Raw genomic sequence first — 22,748 nt, forward strand, 5'->3', positions numbered from 1 at the left:
TTAGCATGCTATGTCATTTGTGTTTAGTTGCCAATTAAGGACAAGTAACCACGTCCCAGAACCAGTTACCACCGGCTGCTGGTGTTTCCCATGCACCTGGGTTGTTTTTAGCTTTGTAACAAGCACCGTTGTAGCTTACTACTGCGCCGTTTTGTACTGCAGTACCAGGAACGAATGGTGTTACATCGCTTGGTACAGTTGGCTCACCAGATGGTGCTGGAGTAGGCTCACCAGATGGCGTTGGTGTAGTACCGTTGTCACCGCCTGCTACAGGAACATTTGGTTGCTCAGCTGTACGACCATATGTTTTACCGCCCACTTCAAATGTGAAGTTAGTTGGTACTGGCATTGGCATGTAGATACGTAGTGCCACGTCAATTGTTTGACCTGGTTTCCATTCTACAGAGCCCCAACCGTCAGCTTTAAGCTGCACAGCGAAACGGTGGAAGTCGTCAGATAGACCGCCCGCGTTACCTGAAGTTAGACCAGAAGTCGCGATTTTCTCTACCGACCATGTAGCACCTGAGTACATATCAACTAGGTTAGTGATACCTGGGCCTGCTGGAACAGCGTAAGGCTTAAGTGTATCGCTAATTTGTGCGTTCATTGGCACTGCTGGTGATGCGTTAAACGCAATTTTCGCACCAGATAGGTCAACGTTCGAGTTGTTAGTTAGTTTCAGAGCGATTTGGATTGGGTAGTTATCTTCACCTTTTGGTAGGTAACCCACTAGATCCACATCTACGTCAACTGTTTCAGTTGCTGCTGGGAAGTTCTCATCACCTGCTTCGATGCCGTAAGGCGCAGCAGTTTTGATCATTTCGTAAGCTTTATCAGTTAGGGTGCTACCGAAGTAGTAGTGACCTAGACCGTTTTGCTCAGGCGTTGAATAGTCACCAGCCATTTCCCAGAACATGATACCACCCGCACCTTGGTCAATTGCGTATTGAACTTTAGCTTGGTAAGACTTCATGTTTTCAGTAGATAGGAACACGCCCTTATCTTCATTCCACAACCAAGAAGCTTGTGCAACGTCGTCGTAATGCTCAACGTAGTTACCAATTGCTTGGCCTTCAGGCTTGCTAGTGTCGTGACCGTAAATGCTTACGTACGGTGTTGGTAGACCTTGCTTCAAGTTCTCTACGTGCCAGATTGGGTTTACACCCGCAAACATTTCTTTGCCATCTGGACCTAAGTCGTACCATAAGTTCTCAATACCTTGAGCACCTAGACCACATGGCGCGCCAGCTTTTGGAGATAGTGCGTCAGGACCTAAGTTACCACCCGTACCTAGGTAACATTCTTTTTGGTTAGCCAGTGCAGCTAGACCGTTGTAACCGTTAGTACCGCCTTGAACTTGCTGCCAACCACGAGTGTAGTATGGTAGACCGATGTTGATACGGCCGCCCGCTAGTGCAGTACGGAAGTATTTGTAAGACCAGTCAATGTTTAGGTAGCCTTGGCTGTTGTAGTATTTAGCATCGTTACCAGAGTAAATACCTGCATCAGCGATTTCGTTATCTACGCCATTGTCATACAGTGCCGCGTTGTGACCCACAAAGTGGTTCCATGCGCCGTGTAAGTCGTAAGACATGATGTTTACGTAATCTAGGTATTTAAGTGCTTGGAAGCCTTCAAAACCACGTAGTAGGTAACCTGAAGATGGTGATGCGATAGTCAACAGGTAGTGCTGTGCATCTTTTTCACCTTGCTTGTCTAGCTCGTTACGTAGTGCTTCCATTAGCGCCATGTAACCGCCCCATAGCTTGCCACGGTGCTGGTTAGAGATCGCCCAATCTTCTGGGTGACCGGCATCTGACATAGATGATGGGTATTCGTAATCGATATCGATACCGTCAAAGTCGTAAGTTTCTACGAATTTAGCAGCAGATTTAGCAAATTTAGCAATTGCTTCATGGTTGATAGAACCGTCAGGCTTGATAGTTAGGCTGTAGAAACCACCATCCATGTAACGGCCTTTGTCATCAAAGTGTGCACCTGTTTCAGCCCAACCACCAACAGATAGAAGCAGTTTAACGTCATGCTTCTTAGCGTATTGGTTTAGTAGGTTGAAGTGACCTTTGTATGGTAGAGATGGGTCCATCGCATTTTCAGCGCCTTCCCATGTCATGCCTGTAGCTGGGTTGTTTGGATCGTTTACGTCACCAACAGAAACTTCGCCTTGCTTATTAATGTGAGCAAATGCGTAGTTGATGTGCGTTAGGCTATCCCATGGCACGTCAGATGCTAGGAATGATGGTTGACCATTTGCGCCATTACGCCATGAAGTGAAGTAACCGATGATACGACGTGGGTGATCTGCGCCCATGTCTTCACGACCGTCTGCATCATATACAGTACAGTAAGGTGTGTTAACACCTGGAGTTTGGTATAGACCTGCTGGCTTACAGTTGTCTGCAGTTGGTGGCAGTGTCGGCTCAGTAGTTGGTACTGGCGTTGGCTCAGCGGTTGGTACCGGAGTCGGCTCAGCTGTTGGTACCGGAGTCGGCTCAGCTGTTGGTACAGGAGTCGGCTCAGCGGTTGGTACAGGAGTCGGCTCAGCTGTTGGTACTGGCGTTGGCTCAGCTGTTGGTACTGGAGTCGGCTCAGCTGTTGGTACAGGAGTCGGCTCAGCTGTTGGTACTGGAGTCGGCTCAGCTGTTGGTACAGGAGTCGGCTCAGCTGTTGGCACTGGCGTTGGCTCAGCGGTCGGTTCAACCGTTGGAATTACGCCTTCACATTGACCAAGAAGTTTCCATTCTTGCCAAGAACCAGAGCGCTCTGCAGGGTTGTTGTTTTGTGTCCACCAGTTAGCTTGGTAAGCAGAACCTTCAAATTGAACTTGCGTTCCGCCAGTGAAAACACCTTGTGCGGTCCACTCTTCTAGGTTTGAACAATCGGCTGCTTGAGCGTTAAACGCCATTAAACATGCAGCGGAAAGGGTGCTAAGCGTAAAACCACGCTTCGCAAGAGGAGAAATGCTCATCTTGTTCTTCCTTAAACTAATCAATCTTATTGCAGGACGCGTCCTGCTTCCTGTGCTAGCTATCCTAACTAGTACAGTCAATATACGTTTAAAAATTGATTTGGAGAAATGGAATTAAACAAAACGTGATCAAATCGCACTTATTTCAGTCGAAATTGTTACATCGCTAGCCCTCATTGATAATTAATTTACTTTTAAAAACACTTTTTGAAGCCGATTTCACTAACCTTCTGCCTTTTAACCACAGAATAGATATGGCTATAGCTTTTTAATCGCTTTTAAAAGAGAGCTCACGCCGTTTTCAATCAAACGACGTGAACCCATGGTTATAGTCCATTCATTATTTTAACGTACACACCTTAGTCCATGACGAATCACTGGCAGAAGGCTCAGTGTTGGCTTGCCCCCAACTTGGTACCCAAATCGCGCCGTTATGAACCATTTTCTCGCCTTTTGCGTTATATGGTTTCCAGCCATCTTGATGTACGAAATCAGGATAAACAGGTAAACCTTCTGGACGGCAAAGATCCGCTAATGGTAGGTCTGGATGCTCTTGAGCAAGAGCATATTCCACTCCATCGATTTTCACTGTGTAATTAACCGGCCCTGTAATCGGTAAGTTATAAGTAAATTTGATCTTACCCGTTTCACCATCAGCAATCGCTTGGTACTTAGATACGCTAAAGCTAATGCGATGGAAATCTCCTTTCAGACCGCCGATATTGTCACCATCATGACCCGACACAATACTGACTGTATTAGCATTACCTGCAACCGCATTAGCCGGAGCCGATGTTGGGTAATCAAATGAAATTTCAACGAGGTCATCAATGGTCACACCCGCGTTATTTTCAATGATAAGATCCGTCGTAATCGGGTAGTCAGCACGCTGTTTGTCTAAAGTAATCTTCAGGTCAACAGCTTGTGCGGGTATATTGCCTTCAATGATCTTGTTGCCGTAAGGCGCCGCAGACTTGAACTCTTCGTAAATGGTCTCCGTCATGGTATTACCCATGTGATATTCACCATTACCCGAAGCACATGCTGCTTCCGATTTATCGGCCACATTTGAACGTTTGCCTTGTGCATCATATGGGTAACATGAGTAGTCGCCTGCTAGCTCCCAAAACATGATACCGCCGATACCTTGATCTTTGACGTAAGCAGCTTTAGTCAAGATTGACTTCTTATCTTCCATCGACAAGAAAGTTTGTGTCGTTGAGTTCCATAACCAAGGCGCGACGGCTTGCTCATCGTAATGATACTCATACTGACCTTGGATCTGGTCGTAAGCTGTTTTATCGCCGGTGTAATCCGGTGAGTTAACGTATGTGGTTAGGTAAGAGCCAAGCATGTTGTTTTGCAAGTTTTTCGCGTGCCACATTGGGTTTGAACCCGCTGGTACTTCTTGATCTTTTTCCAAGTCATGCCATAGGTTATCTAAACCTTTCGCCCCCGCGCCGCACTTACCGTGAGTACCTGCTGGACAATTGCTGCCTTTTGATTTGCCCCATAAGCCCGCTTCACCACCTGATACTTTTTCCCAACCACGGGTGTAATATGGAACACCTATATTGATACGCCCTGCTGGCATACCGCCGCGGTAATAATGAGCGGCCCAGTCCGTATTCAAGTAGCCCAGTTTGCCGTATTGCTGCGCCGCGTATACTTGCGCTAACTCGCCGTCTTTACCTGTATCGTAAAGTGCAGCATTGTGACCGACATACTCATTCCATGCACCATGTAAGTCGTAAGACATAATGTTGATGTAATCGAGGTAAGCGTTGGCTTCATAACGCTCCATACCACGTAAGAGCCAGCCAGAAGCAGGCGCCGCAACAGTTAATAGATAGTGTTGACCATCTTCAACCGAGGCTTTATCTAACTCTTCGCGCATGACCTTCATCAATTCAACATAGGAAGCCATTAAATGTGGGCGTAATTTATCAGAGATCCAAAAGTCTTCAGGATGGCCCGCTCCTTTCATCGCAGAGGCGTATTCGTAGTCGATGTCGATACCATCAATTTTGTGCTTGCGAATAAACTCAACTGACGATTTAGCAAACTTGGCAATGCCAGCATGATTAATTGAGCCGTCCATATTAGTGGTTAGCTTGTAGAAACCACCCGTTTGCTCACGGCCATCAGGGCCATTAATGCCACCCGTTTCAGCCCAACCACCAACAGAAATCAGTACTTTCACATCATGTTGCATTTTACGCTCAACTAAACGAGCTAACTGCTCTTGTTGCGCTTGGCCTAAACCTACGCCTTGATCTTTACCAACATGGGCAAAGGCATAGTTAATGTGGGTTAAGTTCTCCCAAGGAATATCATCAACCAAGTAGTCTTGATCAACATTTCCTTTATTACGCCAACTGGTAAAGTAACCAATCACGCGTCGAGGGTGATCGGCCCCCATTTTTTCGCGACCTTGATCATCGTAAACACTACAGTATGGAACTTTTACACCCGGTGTTTGATATAAACCATCTGGGCGACAATCATTGCTCACCACGCCATCGTTAACCGTTAAAAAAGCATGTTGCTGCATGCTCAAACCTTTCATATCTGTTGCTACTACAGTGATCTTAACGTCTTTAGTCACTACAAAATCAAAGGCATACTTGCCACTGAAAAAGTCTGAAACCGTGTCAGGCGTGAATCTAGCGATCGTTATCCCATCGCTCAAAAATTCAACTTGTTTTAAGCCATCGTCAGCATCACTAGCTGTTGCATTGATGGTAACGGTATCTCCCAATTTAGCCTGTGTAGCACTCAAGCTAACGCTAACTTCTGGCGGCATATTTAGCACTTCTTTACCGTTTACAGTTAAACTCTGCTCAACCACAGCCCCTTTATCATCCGTGGCTGTTACAACGATATTATTAACGCCTGTTTCAACGACGAAATTGGCAAGGTAAGTCACCTTGTTACTTGTGCCATTATTGGGACCTGGAATAAGGTCGATGACTTGACCGTTAACCATGACTTCAACGGCAGCAACTTGACCATCTTTATCTTCAGCCGTAACTTGCAACTGCACTTGTTCACCAATCATAATTTCGGCGCCATCGGCCACACCCGCAACCGACATCGTCGGGGCTATATTATCAATGGTGCCAGTTTCAACTTGAATGGTTTGGCTCGCAACATTACTGGCTGCATCTTGGTCATCATAAGCAATTGCAGTTAATACATGAGTACCAGCAAGTGCTATCCAGCTTGCTTGGAACGGAGCGCTCATTGCTACACCTATGGGTTGACCATCAATGAAAAATTCGACCTTTTTCACTTGACCATCTTCATCTACAGCACTGGCATTAAATGTAGTTAAAGTACCAGCAACAAGGGGAGTAACAGTATCAAGAGTGACCGTTGGTGGCACATTAATTACAGTGTCGCCACATTCACCTTTAAATTGCCAGTTAGCCCAATCAGAAGCACCAACAGCGGGTTGATCCCAGCTGCCCGCATACCATTTATTTTCAAATACCGATCCTTGGTGTTGAACCATTGTTCCTTTTGTAGCGTAGGTGCTTGAAGCATCCCAAACAGGGATATCAGCACAATCATATAACGAGGCAGCTTGAGTATTAAAAGCCAATAAACAGGCGGATGTAATAGTACTGAGCGCAAAAGCGCCCTTGGCCAATGAGGCCTTAGTCGATTTGTTCATTGCGTTTATCCTTAAACGAGCGAATGTATTATGATTCGACTTTTCCCAAGTCGAGCTAAAAACATAAAACATACATCAAGCAAAAATAACAACGCAGATCACACTAAATTAATTGTTTAAAAAAACCACACTTAGTACAAATTAAAATTTAATATTAAAGTATTAAACACATCGCCAGCTGATTTAAAAACTGCCAAGCCGCTAATAAAACAACCTAAACATCAATATCTATAGATCTAGGTTCGAGCTAAGTTTTACAAGTTCACTATAAAATAGATACAAAAAAGGCCAGCAGTGCTGGCCTTTCTATGTGCAAAAATAAAATCATAACATCATGATCTATCTCAGCTATTAGACTGGAACTGCATTACATCATGCCGCCCATTCCACCCATACCGCCCATATCTGGCATAGCTGGTGCGTCTTTTTGTGGCTTGTCTGTGATCATCGCTTCAGTGGTGATCATTAGACCCGCAACAGACGATGCAAACTGAATCGCACTACGTGTTACTTTAGTTGGATCTAGGATACCCATTGCAATCATATCGCCGTACTCTTCAGTTGCAGCGTTGTAACCGTAGCTACCTTCACCTGCGCGAACGTTATTAGCAACCACTGACGCTTCTTCACCCGCATTCGTTACGATTTGACGCAGTGGCGCTTCCATCGCACGTAGTGCTACGCGAATACCTACATTTTGGTCTTCGTTGTCGCCAGTTAAATCAGCAAGTTTTGCAGCAACGCGTACTAGTGCAACACCACCACCCGCAACTACACCTTCTTCAACAGCGGCACGTGTTGCATGTAATGCATCTTCAACGCGTGCTTTTTTCTCTTTCATTTCAACTTCAGTTGCAGCGCCAACTTTGATTACCGCTACACCGCCAGCTAGTTTAGCTACGCGCTCTTGCAGTTTTTCTTTATCGTAGTCAGAAGAAGACTCTTCAATTTGGCCACGAATTTGCGCTACGCGCCCTTCAATTTGTGCTTGCTCACCAATACCATCGATAATAGTTGTTTCATCTTTATTGATGATGATGCGTTTCGCTTGACCGAGATCTTCAAGTTGTACTTTTTCAAGATCTAAACCCACTTCTTCAGAAATCACAGTACCTGCAGTTAGGATAGCAATGTCTTGTAGCATGGCTTTACGACGGTCACCAAACCCAGGCGCTTTAACCGCTGCAACTTTAACAATACCGCGCATGTTGTTAACAACTAATGTCGCTAGTGCTTCACCTTCAACATCTTCAGCAATGATAAGCAGTGGCTTACCCGCTTTCGCTACACCTTCAAGGGTAGGAAGTAATTCACGGATGTTAGAGATTTTCTTATCAACCAATAGAATGTATGGGCTTTCTAGCTCAACTGTGCCCGCTTCTTGGTTGTTAATGAAGTAAGGAGATAGGTAACCGCGGTCAAACTGCATACCTTCTACTACATCTAATTCGTTTTGTAGGCCTTGACCTTCTTCAACAGTGATAACGCCTTCTTTGCCTACTTTGCCCATGGCTTCAGCAATGATGTCGCCAACTGCGCTGTCAGAGTTAGCAGAAATCGTACCCACTTGAGCGATAGCATTCGCATCCGCACAAGGTACTGATAAGGCTTTTAGCTCTTCCACTGCAGCAATTACTGCTTTGTCGATACCACGCTTAAGGTCCATTGGGTTCATACCCGCAGCAACAGCTTTTAGACCTTCGGTGATAATTGATTGTGCCAGTACGGTTGCAGTTGTTGTACCGTCACCCGCTGCATCGTTGGCTTGAGAAGCAACTTCTTTCACCATTTGCGCGCCCATGTTCTCGAACTTATCTTCTAGTTCGATTTCTTTAGCAACTGATACGCCATCTTTGGTGATGGTTGGAGCGCCAAAGCTTTTGTCTAGTACGACATTACGACCTTTAGGGCCTAACGTTACTTTTACTGCGTCAGCTAAAATATTTACACCCGCTAACATTTTTTCGCGAGCGTCACTACCAAACAATACGTCTTTTGCAGCCATTGTTGTTTCCTTAAATTCTTTAAATAATTGAGAAAGTTAAATTACATTCAATGCGTTAATTAAGCTTCAACCACGGCAAGGATGTCACCTTCGCTCATGATCAATACTTCTTCGCCGTTTAGTTTTTCTGTTTTAACGCCGTAACCTTCACTAAAAATGATTGTGTCGCCTACTTTTACATCCAATGCTTTAACGTCGCCATTTTCTAGAATGCGGCCATTACCCACTGCGATAATCTCACCGCGAGTTGACTTGGTTGCAGCTGAGCCAGTTAAAACGATACCGCCAGCAGACTTAGATTCTTGTTCTTGACGTCTAACGATAACGCGATCGTGTAAAGGACGAATATTCATTGAAGTTCTCCTGAGAGTTTAAGTTTATGTTGTTGCTATAAAAGACCTTGAGCAAAATGCTTTTGGTCAAATCCATGCTCACTAGATGGGGTTGCTACAGATTTTCTCAAGGGGAAAGATAAAAAAAATCAGAAAATTTCTGTGTTTTTTACAGGGTTGTGGGCTTTCTTACACTCAGATACAAAAAAAGGAGCTAAATGCTCCTTTTTTACGTCGTCAAAACTGGATGCTAAGCAGCAACACTTTGCTGTATTTGCATCTCTTTGATGATGCGATTGACTTCACTCATGACTGAAAGCGCTTTTCTGTCAGCATCTTTATAGGCCACTAATTTGCCATTAACTACACGAAAGCGACCGACTCCGACAATATAGATTCGGCCATTGAAAAAGGCTTTTATATGTTTAGCGACTTGACGAGGATGGTACTTTTTAAACGTTTTTAAAGATACAGCAACATTCATTTGGAAAATCTCCCTTGATGATGCCCCTAACATTACAGTTCAAAGTAATGAAGAGGACCAAACTAGCTGATTGTTCAGCTAAATCGCAAGCTCCATGCCACCAATGCTTTATTTAGAATTAAACCTATCCTTGGGTTTAACCCATACTTCAATAAGGCCCACCAAGCTGGTGAAAATTAATTATTGTGTCGAGTTTTACTCTGGTTAGACGCATTTGGTTCACCAAAGTTCATATTTTTTTGTTTGAATTTCGACGCGAAGTAAAATACAGGGTTATTTTTTGCTTTTCAAGACACATCAGAATGAATCATAAAATAGTGTGATAACTGGCGGTTTGCTAAAAAAGTAATCAATAGCAGAAACAAAAACAGCACGTGTTACCGTGCTGTTTTGATGAGTAAAGTATTGGGTGCGTGATATTGGCAATTATTCTTTGCGCTCGTATTCACCTTCAATGGTGTTGCCGTCGTTCACTTTGTTGTCGGCTGACCCTTGTTGGTTTGGCCCTTGAGGTGGCGGTGTAAAAGGCTGGCCACCGGTAAATCCACCATGAAAACCGCCATGGCTACCTGCCACCATTTGCAGCTGAAATTTATTCATCGCCGCTTTCGCTAACTTGGCTCTAATGCCTGGTTGCAACAACATTAAGCCGCAAAAATCAGTAACAAAACCAGGGGTCACTAATAATACCCCGGCGATAACTAGCATCATGCCCTCAATCAGTTGTTGGCCTGGCATTTCACCTTGGTTTACACGCGCTTGCACTTTGAACATGGTTTGTATGCCTTGGCTACGCACTAACGCAGAGCCGACGAATGCAGTAACGACCACCAAGCCAACGGTTGGCCAAGCCCCTAAGAATCCACCGACTTTAACAAGAATGAATATTTCTAATAACGATGTGGCAGTAAACAATAAAAACAGTCTGGCAAACATAATAACCTCAGCCTTGAGTTCCATTTCATAAGCATAACAAGCATGCCGTAAATCACTATACCTAAATGCCTTTATCGGGCTTAGGGTTAACAATGCTATTTCGCGATATAAATATCACTCCTACCAAAGCCTGTATCGCCAACTGTAGGAGCTAAGCTTGCTCAGCAAACATTGCAAATTCCCTGAGCAAGCTCAGGTCCTACAAAAAAACACGAATCAGCAAATTTAACATACAAGGAGCGGAATTTATTCCGCGAAAAAATGTTTTTGCGAAAAAGCCTGCCTAGCTTACCTGAACTCTTACTTCGCCACAAAAACAGCATTCGCTGTATATACCGAACTCATAGCCAAGTATTACCGAACTCGAGATAAAATTTATAAGCCTTAATCACTTACAAAACCAAATTTGCCACCACAAAGCCCAGCGCCACAGAAGACGAAATGGTTACCACGCCTGGAATGACAAACGGATGATTGAATACGGCCTTACCAATGCGGGTTGAACCTGTGTCATCCATTTCGACTGCGGCAAGTAAAGTAGGATAAGTGGGCAGCACAAATAAAGCGCTCACGGCAGCAAAAGAGGCTATCGCCGCTGCAGGGCTCACTCCAAGCATCAGTGCCGATGGGATCAACGCGGCAGTCGTTGCCGCTTGTGAATACAACAGCATGCTGGCAAAAAACAACACCACTGACAGCATCCATGGGTGATCCGTTAGCACCACTCCTGAGATTTCTTTAATGCCTTCAATATGGTTTGATACAAAAGTATCCCCCAACCATGCAACGCCTAGCACACAAATACACGCGCTCATGCCCGATTTAAAAGTGGCAGCATTGAGCACTTCTGAGGTATCTATTTTAGTGATGAATGCAATAAGGGTGGCTGCTGTTAGCATAAACACCATAATGGCTTCGTTGCGGGGCAATACAGGGGCATCTATCCAAGCAACCGTGTCACTAATGGCGGTGGCATAAGTAACCACAGCAACAATAGCGAACAAGAAAATCATGACTGACAGCTTAGCCCCAGACTTAAGCTCTCTCGCTTGTCCTTGATGCAACGAAACCAAGCCTTTGGCTAAGCGATCTTGATAAACCTCATCATCCGCTAAATCTTTCCCCATAAACTGCGCCACAAATGCCCCTATCATGCAGGCAATAAACGTGGTTGGAATGCAAATAAGTAAAATTTGTAAGTAGCTCACGTTGTATTTTTCTAGCATGCCGCTCATTAACACTAACGCCGCAGAAATAGGTGACGCCGTAATCGCAATTTGCGAGGCGACCACGGCAATGCTTAGAGGACGCGAAGGCCTAATGCCCTGCTCCTTGGCCACTTCGGCAATCACAGGTAAAGTAGAAAAAGCGGTGTGGCCGGTGCCAGCAAACAAGGTCATCACGTAGGTTACTATCGGGGCTAAAAAAGTGACCTGTTTCGGATTTTTACGCAGTACACGCTCAGCTAACGAAACCAAATAATCTAACCCGCCTGCAACTTGCATTGCTGCTATCGCGGCGATCACCGACATAATAATAAGAATAACATCAATAGGAATCGTGCCCGGTGTCATGCCAAAACCTAACGTCAGTATCAATACACCTAGGCCACCAGCAAAGCCGATACCTATACTACCTAGCCGAGCACCTAAAAAAATGGCGCTTAATACAACCAAGAGTTCTACTACTATCATGATCTTGTTCCTATCGAGTTTCGTTATAAATCCGTACTCAATCATTAGCATGATTGGTTGAGAACTAATGCGAGTTTACTGGCGCAGTCCACACTACAAAAAATATCTATTCGTTTATATATCGAGATACCCTTATCATTGAACCTTAAGTCTAATCCAAGGAGTGTGTATTGATGCAACAAACATACATTATGGTGCTGTGCTCTGCACCCGATAGCACGGAAGCCGATAAAATTGCAGGTGAAATTTTACGTGAAAAACTTGCGGCTTGTATTACCATGCAACCTAACGTGTATTCCTTGTATCATTGGCAAGGTGAGATACAGCAAGATCGTGAAGTGCTAATGATGATAAAAACCACGGCCAGCTTGTTTGATAAGCTGTCTGAAGCTATTAAAAATCTGCACAGCTATGATACGCCGGAGATTATCGCGCTGCCGATAACACAAGGTGAACCACGATACTTAAACTGGATCGATCAAGTAACACAATAGAAAACCACGTTAACCATTTAATCGCTGGGCAACTTTCATGCGCCCAGTAGCTTTACTTAACGCATTTTCAAGGTAGTAAAATGACTCGTTTTTTGGCATGTATTCTTAGTTTATTCTTGATTAGCACTACGATAGCAGCAGGCGATCCACCTTTTAGTCAAACTAGCGTTAATTCAAGTAGCCCATTTAGCCAGCAGCCGAGTTTTTTACCAGTCGATCGGGCTTTTCAGTTTGCTTACCAACAGCAAGACGATGAAGTCTATTTAAACTGGGCGGTTACACCTGAATATTACCTCTATCAGCATCAATTTAGCTTTCAGGCGCAAGGCGTTGAGATATTGCTCCCTACCTTGCCTGAAGGCATTGCTTATCACGATGACTACTTTGGTGATGTGGTGATTTATCGCCAAGACACAGAAATTGTATTAAATGTGCAAAACATCGCCAACGATGCGCAAATCAGCGTGACTTATCAAGGCTGCGCCGATGCGGGTTTATGCTACCCACCTGAAACCAAAGTAATTTATCTTAGCCCGCTAGAGGGGCAAACGAGTACAGCAAGTCAAAGCGACACGCCAGCACAGAGCAATGGTATCGTACAGCAAAAATTAGATCAGCAAAGCTCCAGCGGTCTAGCCGATATATTGTCCGAGCAAAGCTTACTCATTAGTTTGGGGTTATTTTTTCTCCTTGGTATTGGCCTTGCCTTTACTCCGTGTGTGTTTCCAATGTACCCGATTTTGTCTGGCATTATTGTTGGGCAACAATCCTTAAGCACAAAACGTAGCTTTTTACTGTCGTTTACTTATGTGCAAGGCATGGCGCTAACTTACACCTTACTTGGTCTCGTGGTGGCGATGGCAGGACTGAAATACCAAGCTGCGTTGCAACATCCGGTGATCCTGATTTCATTGGCGGTGCTTTTTACGGTGCTCTCTTTGTCGATGTTTGGCTTGTTTAACCTGCAATTACCCAGCTTTATCAGTGAGCGTTTAAATAAGGTCAGCAATCAGCAGCAAGGTGGCAGCGTCAAAGGCGTGTTTTTAATGGGCTTGATCTCAGGCTTAGTTTGCTCACCTTGTACCACTGCGCCTTTATCAGGCGCTTTATTGTACGTAGCAGGCACCGGCGATTTAGCACTTGGCGGCGCGGTACTTTATGCCCTTAGCCTTGGCATGGGCTTACCTTTACTTGTTCTAGGCACCTCTGGCGGTAAATTTTTACCGAAAGCAGGCATGTGGATGGTGCACATTAAAGTGATATTTGGCTTTTTATTATTGAGTGTTGCCGTGGTGATGTTAGAGCGCTTTATTAGCGCTACAATAAGCAGCGTGTTATTTGCTCTTCTAGGTTTAGCTTTACTGGCATATTTAGCCCATGCACTCTGGCGCAGCGCACATCATTTAAAAACATTGGGGCTGGTTTGTATTGCATTAGCGGGCACAGCCGTGATTGGCTCAACCGCTGCACAGATCAGCGAGCAACAAAATACTAAGCAAGGTTTAAAGTCTCGCTTTATTTATGTCACTGATTTATCTGAGTTACAAAATCAATTGGCTATTGCTAAACAAAATAATCAGGCCGTGATGGTCGATTTTTATGCGGATTGGTGCGTGGCCTGTAAGGATTTTGAAAAAGCCACTTTTACTCATAATGGTGTCATTGATCAGCTTGAAAATGTGGTCTTGATCCAAGCCGATGTCACTAAAAACAATGCCGATGATCAAGGCATGCTCAGTGAACTAAATATTTTGGGCCTGCCCAGCATTTTGTTTTATAACCAGCAAGGTGAGCGTTTAACCCAAGCGCGTGTCACAGGCTTTATGGCTGGCGAGCAATTTTTACAACACTTGCAGCGCCATGAAATCCAATGAGTGAGAGCGTCTAGATGATTGAAAAAATCAGTCGGATTAATTTAAACCTGATTGTGAGTTTACATTTGCTGCTGCAAGAGCTGAGCGTAACCAAAGCCGCTCAGCGACAATTTATTAGTCAGTCGGCCATGAGTAAAAACTTAGCGAAGCTGCGCGAGTTGTTTAATGATCCGCTGTTAATTAAAGCGGGCCCTGAGTTAACCCCGACCAATAAAGCCATGCAACTGGCACCTGAAGTCGCCAAATTAGTGCAAGCCATGGATGGGCTATTTAGCTCGCAAGAGTTTGACCCGATGAAATGTCGCAAAGAGTTCACCATCGCCTCAACGGATTATGTCAGTGAATACATTCTGCCCAAGGCGCTGGCTGACATTTATCGCGCGGCGCCACATATTAGTATCAACGTCCAAAACTGGGATAAGCAAACCTATCAACTGTTAAAAGAAGGTAAGGTGGATTTAGGTACTACGATCCAAGATCCCAACGCCAAAGACATGCACGCCAGCTTAATCAATCGTGACTATTTTGTTTGTATCATGCGCCAAGAGCATCCTTTAAGCGCAAAAACCAGTTTGTCACTGCAAGATTTTGCTGACTATCATCATGCCGTGATCACCGTTGGCACAGACAAAACCACCGCTATCGACCGAGCCCTTGCCGACAAAGGCGTGACGCGAAAGGTACGGTTACGAGTCAGCTCTTATCCATCGGCTGTTAATATGGTGGCGCAATCTAATTTATTACTGACTTTGCCATCGCATATCGCCAAGCGCTTGTCAGAAGATCACCCTGTAACCATTAAACCCTTACCCATCGAAATCGACGAATTTGATTGCACCTTACAGTGGCATCATCGCAACCATCAAGATCCGGCCCATCGCTGGTTTAGAACGCGTTTGGCGGAACTGATCCAAGCCCAAGAGCTGGATCCGATTTAATCTTTTAAATACACATTCCATTTTGGAATACTGTAAATTCTTAAAAGTCACTAAAGTAATAACCGATTCGGCACTACACTAAACAAATATTAATATTTGTTTAGATTCTTACCGTTATGACTGAAGTCTTGTTCACGTTACTGGTGATTAATTTACTGGGCATGTTAAGCCCAGGTCCCGATATGATCATGGTGATCCGCTATGGCAGCACAGGCGCTAAACGCACCACATTATGTTGTATTCTTGGCATCATGACCGGATTTTGTGCTCATTTGTTATTGGCTATTTTTGGCGTATCAATGCTGATAGCTCAAGCCCCCATGGTGTTTACCACGGTGAAATACCTCGGCGCGGCTTATCTAGTTTATTTGGGCATAAAAGCATGGCGCAGTAATAAAAAAAGCCTTGAGTCTACCTGTAAGGGCCCGATCAAAGCACGTTATGCTTACTTAGAGGGACTACTTTGTAATTTGCTTAACCCTAAAGTGTTAATGTTCTTAGTTGCGACTTTTACGCAAATTGTGTCGCCAGAAACCTCCACCAGCAATAAACTCTTTTTTGCCGCAACCATCGCCATTGAAGCCATTGTGGTTTGGGCACTGCTAGTCCGCTTTATCTATTCGGGCTGGCTTAATACCTGGCTCCAAAAAAACCAACAACGAATTAACAAACTCTCAGGTGTTATTTTAGTCGGTTTGGGCAGCATCATTGGCATTCAAATGTCTTAACCGATTCAAAAGATATCCTGAAAACCCCGTTGCACTGGCAACGGGGATCGAATTTTCACAATAACATCCGCCCATTTGTGTGAGCTGGGATCTATACTAAAGTCTTACTAAGGGGGCATCAATTGACCGAAAGTCATGTTGGTGTTAGCTTGAGGTAAAAAATTAGCCCCATCTATTAACATGGATATGATCCCATGGACACGCCCTACACTATTGTTATAGCCGATGATCACCCCCTATTTAGAAACGCTTTATACCAAGCGGTACATATGGCGGTGAACAACGCAAATTTACTTGAAGCCGATACCATTGATGGCTTATTGGCTTTACTAGAACAAACCGAAGACGTCGATTTACTGTTACTCGATTTAAAAATGCCTGGCGCTAATGGCTTTTCTGGCTTGACCCATTTACGAGGTTTATACCCTGATTTGCCTATAGTTGTCGTGTCTGCCAGTGAAGATGAAGCAGTGATCCGCAAGGCGATAAAATTAGGTGCGATGGGATTTATTCCAAAATCGTCACCGATGAAGCAACTGGTCAGCGCCTTAAACCAAACCTTAGCTGGCGACCCTTGGTTACCTGAAGGTATCGATTTAGATTACGTTGATCCTGAGCAGTCTGACTTTGCCGATAAACTCGCATTACTCACCCCGCAGCAATACCGAGTATTAGTGATGCTTAATGAGGGCCTGCTGAATAAACAAATTGCTTACGAACTCGGTGTTTCTGAAGCCACAGTAAAAGCTCACGTTACTGCAATATTTCGTAAATTAGATGTCAGCAACCGCACTCAGGCGGTGATCGCACTGCAACAAATGGAAGTTGATTAATCACAGAGCCCTGCCCAAGGGCTCGGCATTTCCTCAATTATTGTCACTCGTTTTTAAGGTCTTCTATGCTAAATCCAGATATTGAGCAAGCCGCTCAAGTACTCGCATCACGTCGTTTTCACCAGCAAGTTGGCCCTTTTCTCCCTCAAGCGCAACGGCCAAACAACTTTAATCAAGCATTTGCCATTCAACAAGCCTGCGCCAAACATTACAGCCAACTAGCGAGCACGCCACAAATTGGCTGGAAATGCGCGCAACCCAATGGCGATAAAACCATTATTGGCGCCTTGTTTGAAAGTGAAATACAACACCAAACAACCATCTGCCCATTAGCAAGCACAGACGGCAAGGCGCTGATTGAACCCGAGTTATGTTTTACCCTCAAAAGCGATTTACCGCCGCGCGCTGGCGCCTATAGCCAAACCGAAATTGATGATGCAATTGGCAGTACTCGCTTAGCTCTTGAGTTAATTCAAAGTCGCTTTGAGGCGCCTAAGCAAGCGAGCTTTTTTGACGCCTTAGCCGATGGTTTATTAAATCAAGGAGTATGGTTAGGGCCTGAGATCAAAGCTGCCACCGATCTAAGTTACAGCGAGTTTGAACTCACTATTGCAGTACAAGGTGAGCCCAATCAAGTACTAGTGGGTAAACATCAAGATGGCCACGCTCGTGCCGGTTTATATTGGCTGGTGAATTTTTTATCGCAGCGAGGCATAGGCCTAAGCAAAGGCCAACAAGTGATCACCGGCTCATATGCGGGTGTCATCAGCTTACCATTCGACAAAATTATCCATTTTCAATATGGCAAGTTAGGGGAGTTTCAGTTGGAATTTCGCGATATAAATATCAATCCTACTAATTAAATCATACACTTAGTGTAGAATCAGAATTTATTCTGCGATACATCGCGCGCCATTTTCGCGCCATGAATTGCGCTCTCACTTGTTTCACCGCATAGCTGCGGCTTCTATATAATTGATGCCGCGGCTATTACTTTTGCTGCAATCCCAGTAGATAGTTCTTGAGATTAACACCACGATTAGTAATACCGAGTTTATTGCGTAAACTATTGCGATGGTTTTCAACTGTTTTTCGCGCCACATTCAAGGTGCTAGCAATATCCTTACTCGACATCCCCCCACGAATGAACTCAGCCACTTGCAACTCTGATGGGGTAAGCACTTGCAGCAACTGAGCGTTCATACTCGGCGCATCGTTAATTAATGATGTCATGCTCGATTTGACAATTTCTAAGCACATTCTCAGCATCGGATCTTGCAGTTGTTGCAACCGCTTTTCTACCTCAGGCAAGTGTTTATTACGCACCTCTTGTTGCAGCGACTCTGGCATTTGACTTTGCGGAGCGGACGTTAGCATGCTCAACGAACTCGCCAGTTCATTAATAATTTTATAATCCTGCTCAATCACTGAAAGTTTCGGCTCATCCGCTAACGCATCGCGTGACTGAATTTGCAGTGCAAACACAGCAGGCTCCTGCGGATCACTCAGCCTTATTACCTCAAACACTAAATTAGCCACGGTAAAGGATAACGCACTGGTGGGATTTAAAATATACGCACGAAGCCCTTCAATGTTGGTGTGACCAATTAAAAAAACCAAATCATCCAAGCATTTAAGCTGTAGCGAAGAAACCGGATAATTAGTCGCTAATATTTGTTCTGCTTGATCAAAAGCAACAAAATAAATGTCATTATTGGCTAATAACTGCTGATACATTTGCGCCGTAACTATCGGGTGTTGATGATGAATCATTAACCTCTTTATCTCCTCGCTGTGTTCGCTATCAATAAGCCAACACTCAGCCTGTATAATACCTATATTTTACCTGTTTATCACTTTATCCCCCGTAACAAACGGTGGTGAACTTCGCACTTAGGTAAAATGACAACGTGATGGTTTTACATCATAGCGCCACTATCTCATCAAAATATTGCTCATTTAAAAGTCAAACTGTGATTGTTATCACCTTGTTAAAATGGTGGGATGCGATCCCGATCGCACAAAACACCTATAAAACACCTAGAATAAATACCTATTAAATACTCAACCCATAGCTAACGTGAAACAAATTTTACAACAGGGCGTTTCTTGCACCGAGAGAAATACACCTCACTATTAAGACAGAAGGTATGCATGATGAAAACAATACGATCTATTTGCCAATCTTTAAGCTTAACCGCATTGCTAACACTGAGTGCATTTACACAAGCAGAATCGAGTGCGACGCTGGGGCCAAATGGTGAAACAGCCACTCCCTTTACCGATATCAAGCTAACCACTGAACAACAAGAGAGCCTAAAAACGAAAGCTTATACCGCTGCAATCTTGATGCATAGCACCTCAGACTGGTCCAGTGCATTAATTGCAGGCGCAAAAGATAGCTTTGGGCAACTTAATATAGAAGTCGTCGCTGTTACCGATGCCGAGTTTGATGCCAACAAACAGCGAACCGATGTTGAAACGATTATGGCCATGAAGCCCGATATATTAATAGCTTTAGTTGTTGATCCTGTTTCCGGTGCCGCAGCCTTTAAACCCGCGGTAGAGCAAGGCAGCAAGTTAGTGCTGATCAGTAATCTACCAAAAGGCTTTGTGCATGGTAAAGACTACGCAGGCATTGTCACTGATGACTTATTTCAAATGGGCAAAATTGCCGCCGACCTGATTGCTAAATCCGTAGGAGGGAAAGGAAAAATAGGCTTTATTTACCACGAGGCTAACTACTACGTCACCAACCAAAGAGACCAAGCGGTACTGACTCACCTAGCCAAAAATTATCCTGATATTGAGATAGTCGCGAAACGAGGCATTGCAAACGCCAACGATGGTGAGGTGATCGCATCGGCATTAATCACCCAGTTTAACGACATTAAAGCCATTTATGCGCCATGGGACAGCATTGCAGAAGGCGTGGTGTCGGCCACTCGCGCAGCAGGACGCAGTGATATCAAGGTGGTGACCATGGATCTCGGCGCAGCGAATGCCTTAGACATGGCGAAGCAGCGTAATGTTGCCGGCATTGTGACGGATTTACCCTATGACCTAGGCCAAACTCTGGCTCATATGGGCGCCCTTGCTAAATTAGGTGAGCCAACACCACCGTTTGTGACTGTCAGCGCCAGTGGCGTTACCCGCGAAAATTTAGCTCAAGCTTGGCAACATGCGCTGCGTAGAGAGCTACCAAAAGCGGTCAGTAAAGCCCTTAATAATTAAACGAGCTGCAATTAGGCAAGGAGGTAATATGGCTCAGCACGTCATTGAAGCACGTAATTTACAAAAAGGGTTTGATAACAACCCGGTATTAAAAGGGGTTAATTTCACCCTAAAAGCGGGCGAAGTGCATGCGCTTGTCGGTCAAAACGGTGCGGGGAAGTCAACCTTAGTCAAGCTGCTCAACGGTTATCATCAACGCGATGGCGGCACGGTTCACTTATTTGGCGAGCCTTGTCATTTTTCTAGCCCTCGCGAAGCCCAAGCAAAAGGCATCGCGATGGTGTACCAAGATCTCAGCCTGATCCCTAGCTTAAGTATTGCTGATAATATTTTTTTAACCCAAAACGAGCAGACTACACCGTTAATTTCAAATCGAGAGCGTGAACGCCAAGCCGCTCCTTTTTTGGCTGCTTTAGGCGTAAACATCGACCCAAGGCAAAAGGTCGAAAGTCTCAGTGTTGGCGAACAACAATTTGTTGAAATCGCTAAGGCCTTGGCCATGAAAGCCAAAATACTCGTGCTTGATGAGCCAACGGCTTCGCTATCAAACAATGAAATTAACGAGCTGTTTAAGGTGGTCAATAAACTCAAGTCACAAGGTATTGCCATTATTTATATCACCCATTATCTCAGTGACATCATGAGAATTTGTGATGCAGTAACGGTGCTGCGTGATGGTTATACCGTACTCGAAACAGCCACAGCCGATACGTCCATTGATGTATTAGTTGAGGCGATGCTTGGTCAAAAAGCAAACACTCAACTGACATGGGCTCGCCAAATTGTGCCCGATAACTCCGCGTCAGTTCCTTTGTTGGAGTTGCGTGACGTGAGCACCGCGATGCTTAGCCATGTTTCACTTAAAGTGATGCCTGGTCAAGTAATAGGTTTAGCCGGATTACTCGGTAGCGGGCGCACCGAAATTCTGGAAGCCATATATGGGCTTACGCCGCTGACAGGCGGTGAAATTTTCGTTAACGGAAAACCAGTTTCCATCGCTTCTCCTCGGTCTGCCATCGAGAAGGGCATCAATATGGTACCCGAAGAACGACGATCACAAGGACTCGTGCTGGATTTTTCTGTGTCAGATAACGTGTTAATGGCTTCGTTTGAAAGAATATCTAACTCATTGTTTTTAAATAAATCAAAAGGTGAGTCCATTGTTAACGATACGATTAAAAAGTTAGGCGTCAAAACCACGGGAATGGATCAATCGGTTCGTTTCTTATCCGGCGGTAATCAACAAAAAGTGGTGATTGGTAAGTGCCTTTCTACTGATGCCAAAGTGTTACTGCTGGACGATCCCACTTTTGGTATTGATATCAATGCCAAATACGAAATTATGAAAATTGTAAATCAATATGTCGCGCAAGGTAACGGGGTTATTTTTGTGTCGAGTGAGTACGCTGAAGTTGGTAGTTTTTGCGATGTCATTTATGTGGTTAATAAAGGACGTATTGTGCGGCAATTTAGCGAACAGCCCATGAGCGAAGAGCAGTTACTGGCGGCAGTGCAATAGCCGAACAAATAAAAAGGATATTAAGCATGAATGAAAAAACACTGGTGGCAAGCAGCCAACCTAAGTTCAACATCGCCTGGCGTGATTATATTATTTACTTTGTTTTTATTGGTATTTTTGTCTTTTTCTCGGTAGCACTCCACGATAAAGGCTTTTTATCATCCACTAACTTAATGAATATCGCCCGCCAAACCGCCACCATCGCAATCATGGCGGTGGGCATGACCTTTGTGTTAAGCGCGGCCGAAATAGATCTTTCCTTCGGCGCCACTTTAGCACTGGCCGCAATAGTGGCCGCGCTGACATTACAAGAAACCGACAGTATTTTCCTTGCGGTGTCTGCGGCGTTATTAGTAGGCACCATGATTGGTTTTATCAATGGTATTTTTGTCACTATGGTTGGCATTCCCTCCTTTCTCGTGACCTTAGGCACCACAGGCATTATCACGGGGATCGCACGTTGGTCTACATCTTTGCAGTCGATTCCCATTGATAACGACACTTATGCGTTTATTTTTGGCTCTGGCGATATCGGCCCCTTTTCTATCTTATTTGTATGGATTTTAGTGGTGACTGTGATTGGCGCATTTGTACTGCGTAATACCACCTTTGGTAAGCATGTTTTAGCCACGGGCGGTAATAAAGTCTCGGCCATGTATTCTGGGATCAATATTAATCGCATAAAGCTTTATGTATTGATGATTAATGGCTTTCTCGCGGCATTAGCAGGCATTTTATATTCAGGCCGTCTCTACAGCGCACGCTACACCTTGGGCGAAAACGACCTGATGTTAGTGATTGCAGCGGTAATCATTGGCGGCACTAGCTTATTCGGTGGTAAAGGCACTGTTGTCGGCTCTGTGATCGGCGCACTGATTATGGGCATGGTTAATAACGGCTTGATTTTAATGGGGCTGAATGTAGACCAACAGCTGATATTGCGCGGCATCATCGTCATTGTCGCTGTGACTTTTACCATGGGTCAGCTACGCCAATTACGCAAAAAATAATT

General features: G+C 44.5%; 17 protein-coding genes. 9 read left to right on the forward strand and 8 right to left on the reverse strand.

Annotated elements, in window-relative coordinates; all coding sequences use genetic code 11:
- Positions 1 to 34 precede the first annotated feature (34 nt).
- The 7 genes from K1M91_RS01445 to K1M91_RS01475 form a co-directional block, all read right to left on the reverse strand.
- Entirely contained in the window at positions 35 to 2,986 is a 2,952-nt protein-coding gene (locus tag K1M91_RS01445; RefSeq protein ID WP_232799779.1) for a glycosyl hydrolase family 18 protein, read from the reverse strand.
- A 340-nt stretch (positions 2,987 to 3,326) separates the two neighbouring features.
- Entirely contained in the window at positions 3,327 to 6,665 is a 3,339-nt protein-coding gene (locus tag K1M91_RS01450; RefSeq protein ID WP_232799780.1) for a glycosyl hydrolase family 18 protein, read from the reverse strand.
- A gap of 367 nt (positions 6,666 to 7,032) precedes the next feature.
- Positions 7,033 to 8,670 (reverse strand): chaperonin GroEL, encoded by a 1,638-nt coding sequence (gene groL / locus K1M91_RS01455; RefSeq protein ID WP_232799781.1) that lies wholly within the window; start codon positions 8,668 to 8,670, stop codon positions 7,033 to 7,035.
- 59 nt (positions 8,671 to 8,729) lie between these two features.
- Positions 8,730 to 9,023 (reverse strand): co-chaperone GroES, encoded by a 294-nt coding sequence (locus K1M91_RS01460; protein ID WP_232799782.1) that lies wholly within the window; start codon positions 9,021 to 9,023, stop codon positions 8,730 to 8,732.
- 229 nt (positions 9,024 to 9,252) lie between these two features.
- Positions 9,253 to 9,486: a DUF1107 domain-containing protein gene (locus K1M91_RS01465; protein ID WP_232799783.1), complete on the reverse strand. Its 234-nt coding sequence runs from the start codon at positions 9,484 to 9,486 to the stop codon at positions 9,253 to 9,255.
- Positions 9,487 to 9,912: 426 nt separating this feature from the next.
- The gene (locus K1M91_RS01470) at positions 9,913 to 10,422 is read right to left on the reverse strand and encodes an FxsA family protein (protein WP_232799784.1); all 510 of its coding nucleotides are present in this window, start codon (positions 10,420 to 10,422) and stop codon (positions 9,913 to 9,915) included.
- Positions 10,423 to 10,814: 392 nt separating this feature from the next.
- Positions 10,815 to 12,116 carry an anaerobic C4-dicarboxylate transporter gene (locus tag K1M91_RS01475; RefSeq protein WP_232799785.1) on the reverse strand — a complete coding sequence of 434 codons (1,302 nt, stop codon included), beginning with the start codon at positions 12,114 to 12,116 and terminating at the stop codon, positions 10,815 to 10,817.
- Positions 12,117 to 12,289: 173 nt separating this feature from the next.
- On the opposite strand from K1M91_RS01475, the gene cutA reads away from it, so the two are divergent.
- From cutA to K1M91_RS01505, 6 genes are all read left to right on the forward strand, one after another.
- Complete coding sequence (cutA, locus tag K1M91_RS01480; RefSeq protein ID WP_232800036.1) at positions 12,290 to 12,610, forward strand: divalent-cation tolerance protein CutA; 321 nt, start codon at positions 12,290 to 12,292, stop codon at positions 12,608 to 12,610.
- 80 nt (positions 12,611 to 12,690) lie between these two features.
- Positions 12,691 to 14,484 (forward strand): protein-disulfide reductase DsbD, encoded by a 1,794-nt coding sequence (locus K1M91_RS01485; protein ID WP_232799786.1) that lies wholly within the window; start codon positions 12,691 to 12,693, stop codon positions 14,482 to 14,484.
- A 14-nt stretch (positions 14,485 to 14,498) separates the two neighbouring features.
- Positions 14,499 to 15,422: a LysR family transcriptional regulator gene (locus K1M91_RS01490; RefSeq protein WP_232799787.1), complete on the forward strand. Its 924-nt coding sequence runs from the start codon at positions 14,499 to 14,501 to the stop codon at positions 15,420 to 15,422.
- Between the two features lie 116 nt (positions 15,423 to 15,538).
- Complete coding sequence (locus tag K1M91_RS01495) at positions 15,539 to 16,150, forward strand: LysE family translocator (protein WP_232799788.1); 612 nt, start codon at positions 15,539 to 15,541, stop codon at positions 16,148 to 16,150.
- A gap of 194 nt (positions 16,151 to 16,344) precedes the next feature.
- Positions 16,345 to 16,983: a response regulator transcription factor gene (locus K1M91_RS01500; protein WP_232799789.1), complete on the forward strand. Its 639-nt coding sequence runs from the start codon at positions 16,345 to 16,347 to the stop codon at positions 16,981 to 16,983.
- A 65-nt stretch (positions 16,984 to 17,048) separates the two neighbouring features.
- Positions 17,049 to 17,846, forward strand: coding sequence for a hydratase (locus K1M91_RS01505; RefSeq protein ID WP_232799790.1), 798 nt, complete (start codon positions 17,049 to 17,051; stop codon positions 17,844 to 17,846).
- A 127-nt stretch (positions 17,847 to 17,973) separates the two neighbouring features.
- On the opposite strand, the gene K1M91_RS01510 is transcribed toward K1M91_RS01505, so the two are convergent.
- Positions 17,974 to 18,756, reverse strand: coding sequence for a helix-turn-helix transcriptional regulator (locus K1M91_RS01510; RefSeq protein WP_232799791.1), 783 nt, complete (start codon positions 18,754 to 18,756; stop codon positions 17,974 to 17,976).
- A gap of 384 nt (positions 18,757 to 19,140) precedes the next feature.
- Here K1M91_RS01510 and K1M91_RS01515 point away from each other — a divergent pair, with 384 nt between their 5' ends.
- The 3 genes from K1M91_RS01515 to K1M91_RS01525 are packed head-to-tail and all read left to right on the forward strand — an operon-like array spanning position 19,141 to position 22,746.
- A complete protein-coding gene (locus tag K1M91_RS01515; protein ID WP_232799792.1) occupies positions 19,141 to 20,217 on the forward strand; it encodes a substrate-binding domain-containing protein in 1,077 nt (358 codons plus the stop codon).
- 28 nt (positions 20,218 to 20,245) lie between these two features.
- The gene (locus K1M91_RS01520; protein ID WP_232799793.1) at positions 20,246 to 21,736 is read left to right on the forward strand and encodes a sugar ABC transporter ATP-binding protein; all 1,491 of its coding nucleotides are present in this window, start codon (positions 20,246 to 20,248) and stop codon (positions 21,734 to 21,736) included.
- Positions 21,737 to 21,762: 26 nt separating this feature from the next.
- The gene (locus K1M91_RS01525; RefSeq protein ID WP_232799794.1) at positions 21,763 to 22,746 is read left to right on the forward strand and encodes an ABC transporter permease; all 984 of its coding nucleotides are present in this window, start codon (positions 21,763 to 21,765) and stop codon (positions 22,744 to 22,746) included.
- Positions 22,747 to 22,748 lie beyond the last annotated feature (2 nt).

The organism is Motilimonas sp. E26, from assembly GCF_021278025.1.
Classification (GTDB): Bacteria; Pseudomonadota; Gammaproteobacteria; order Enterobacterales; family CBDFNC01; genus Motilimonas.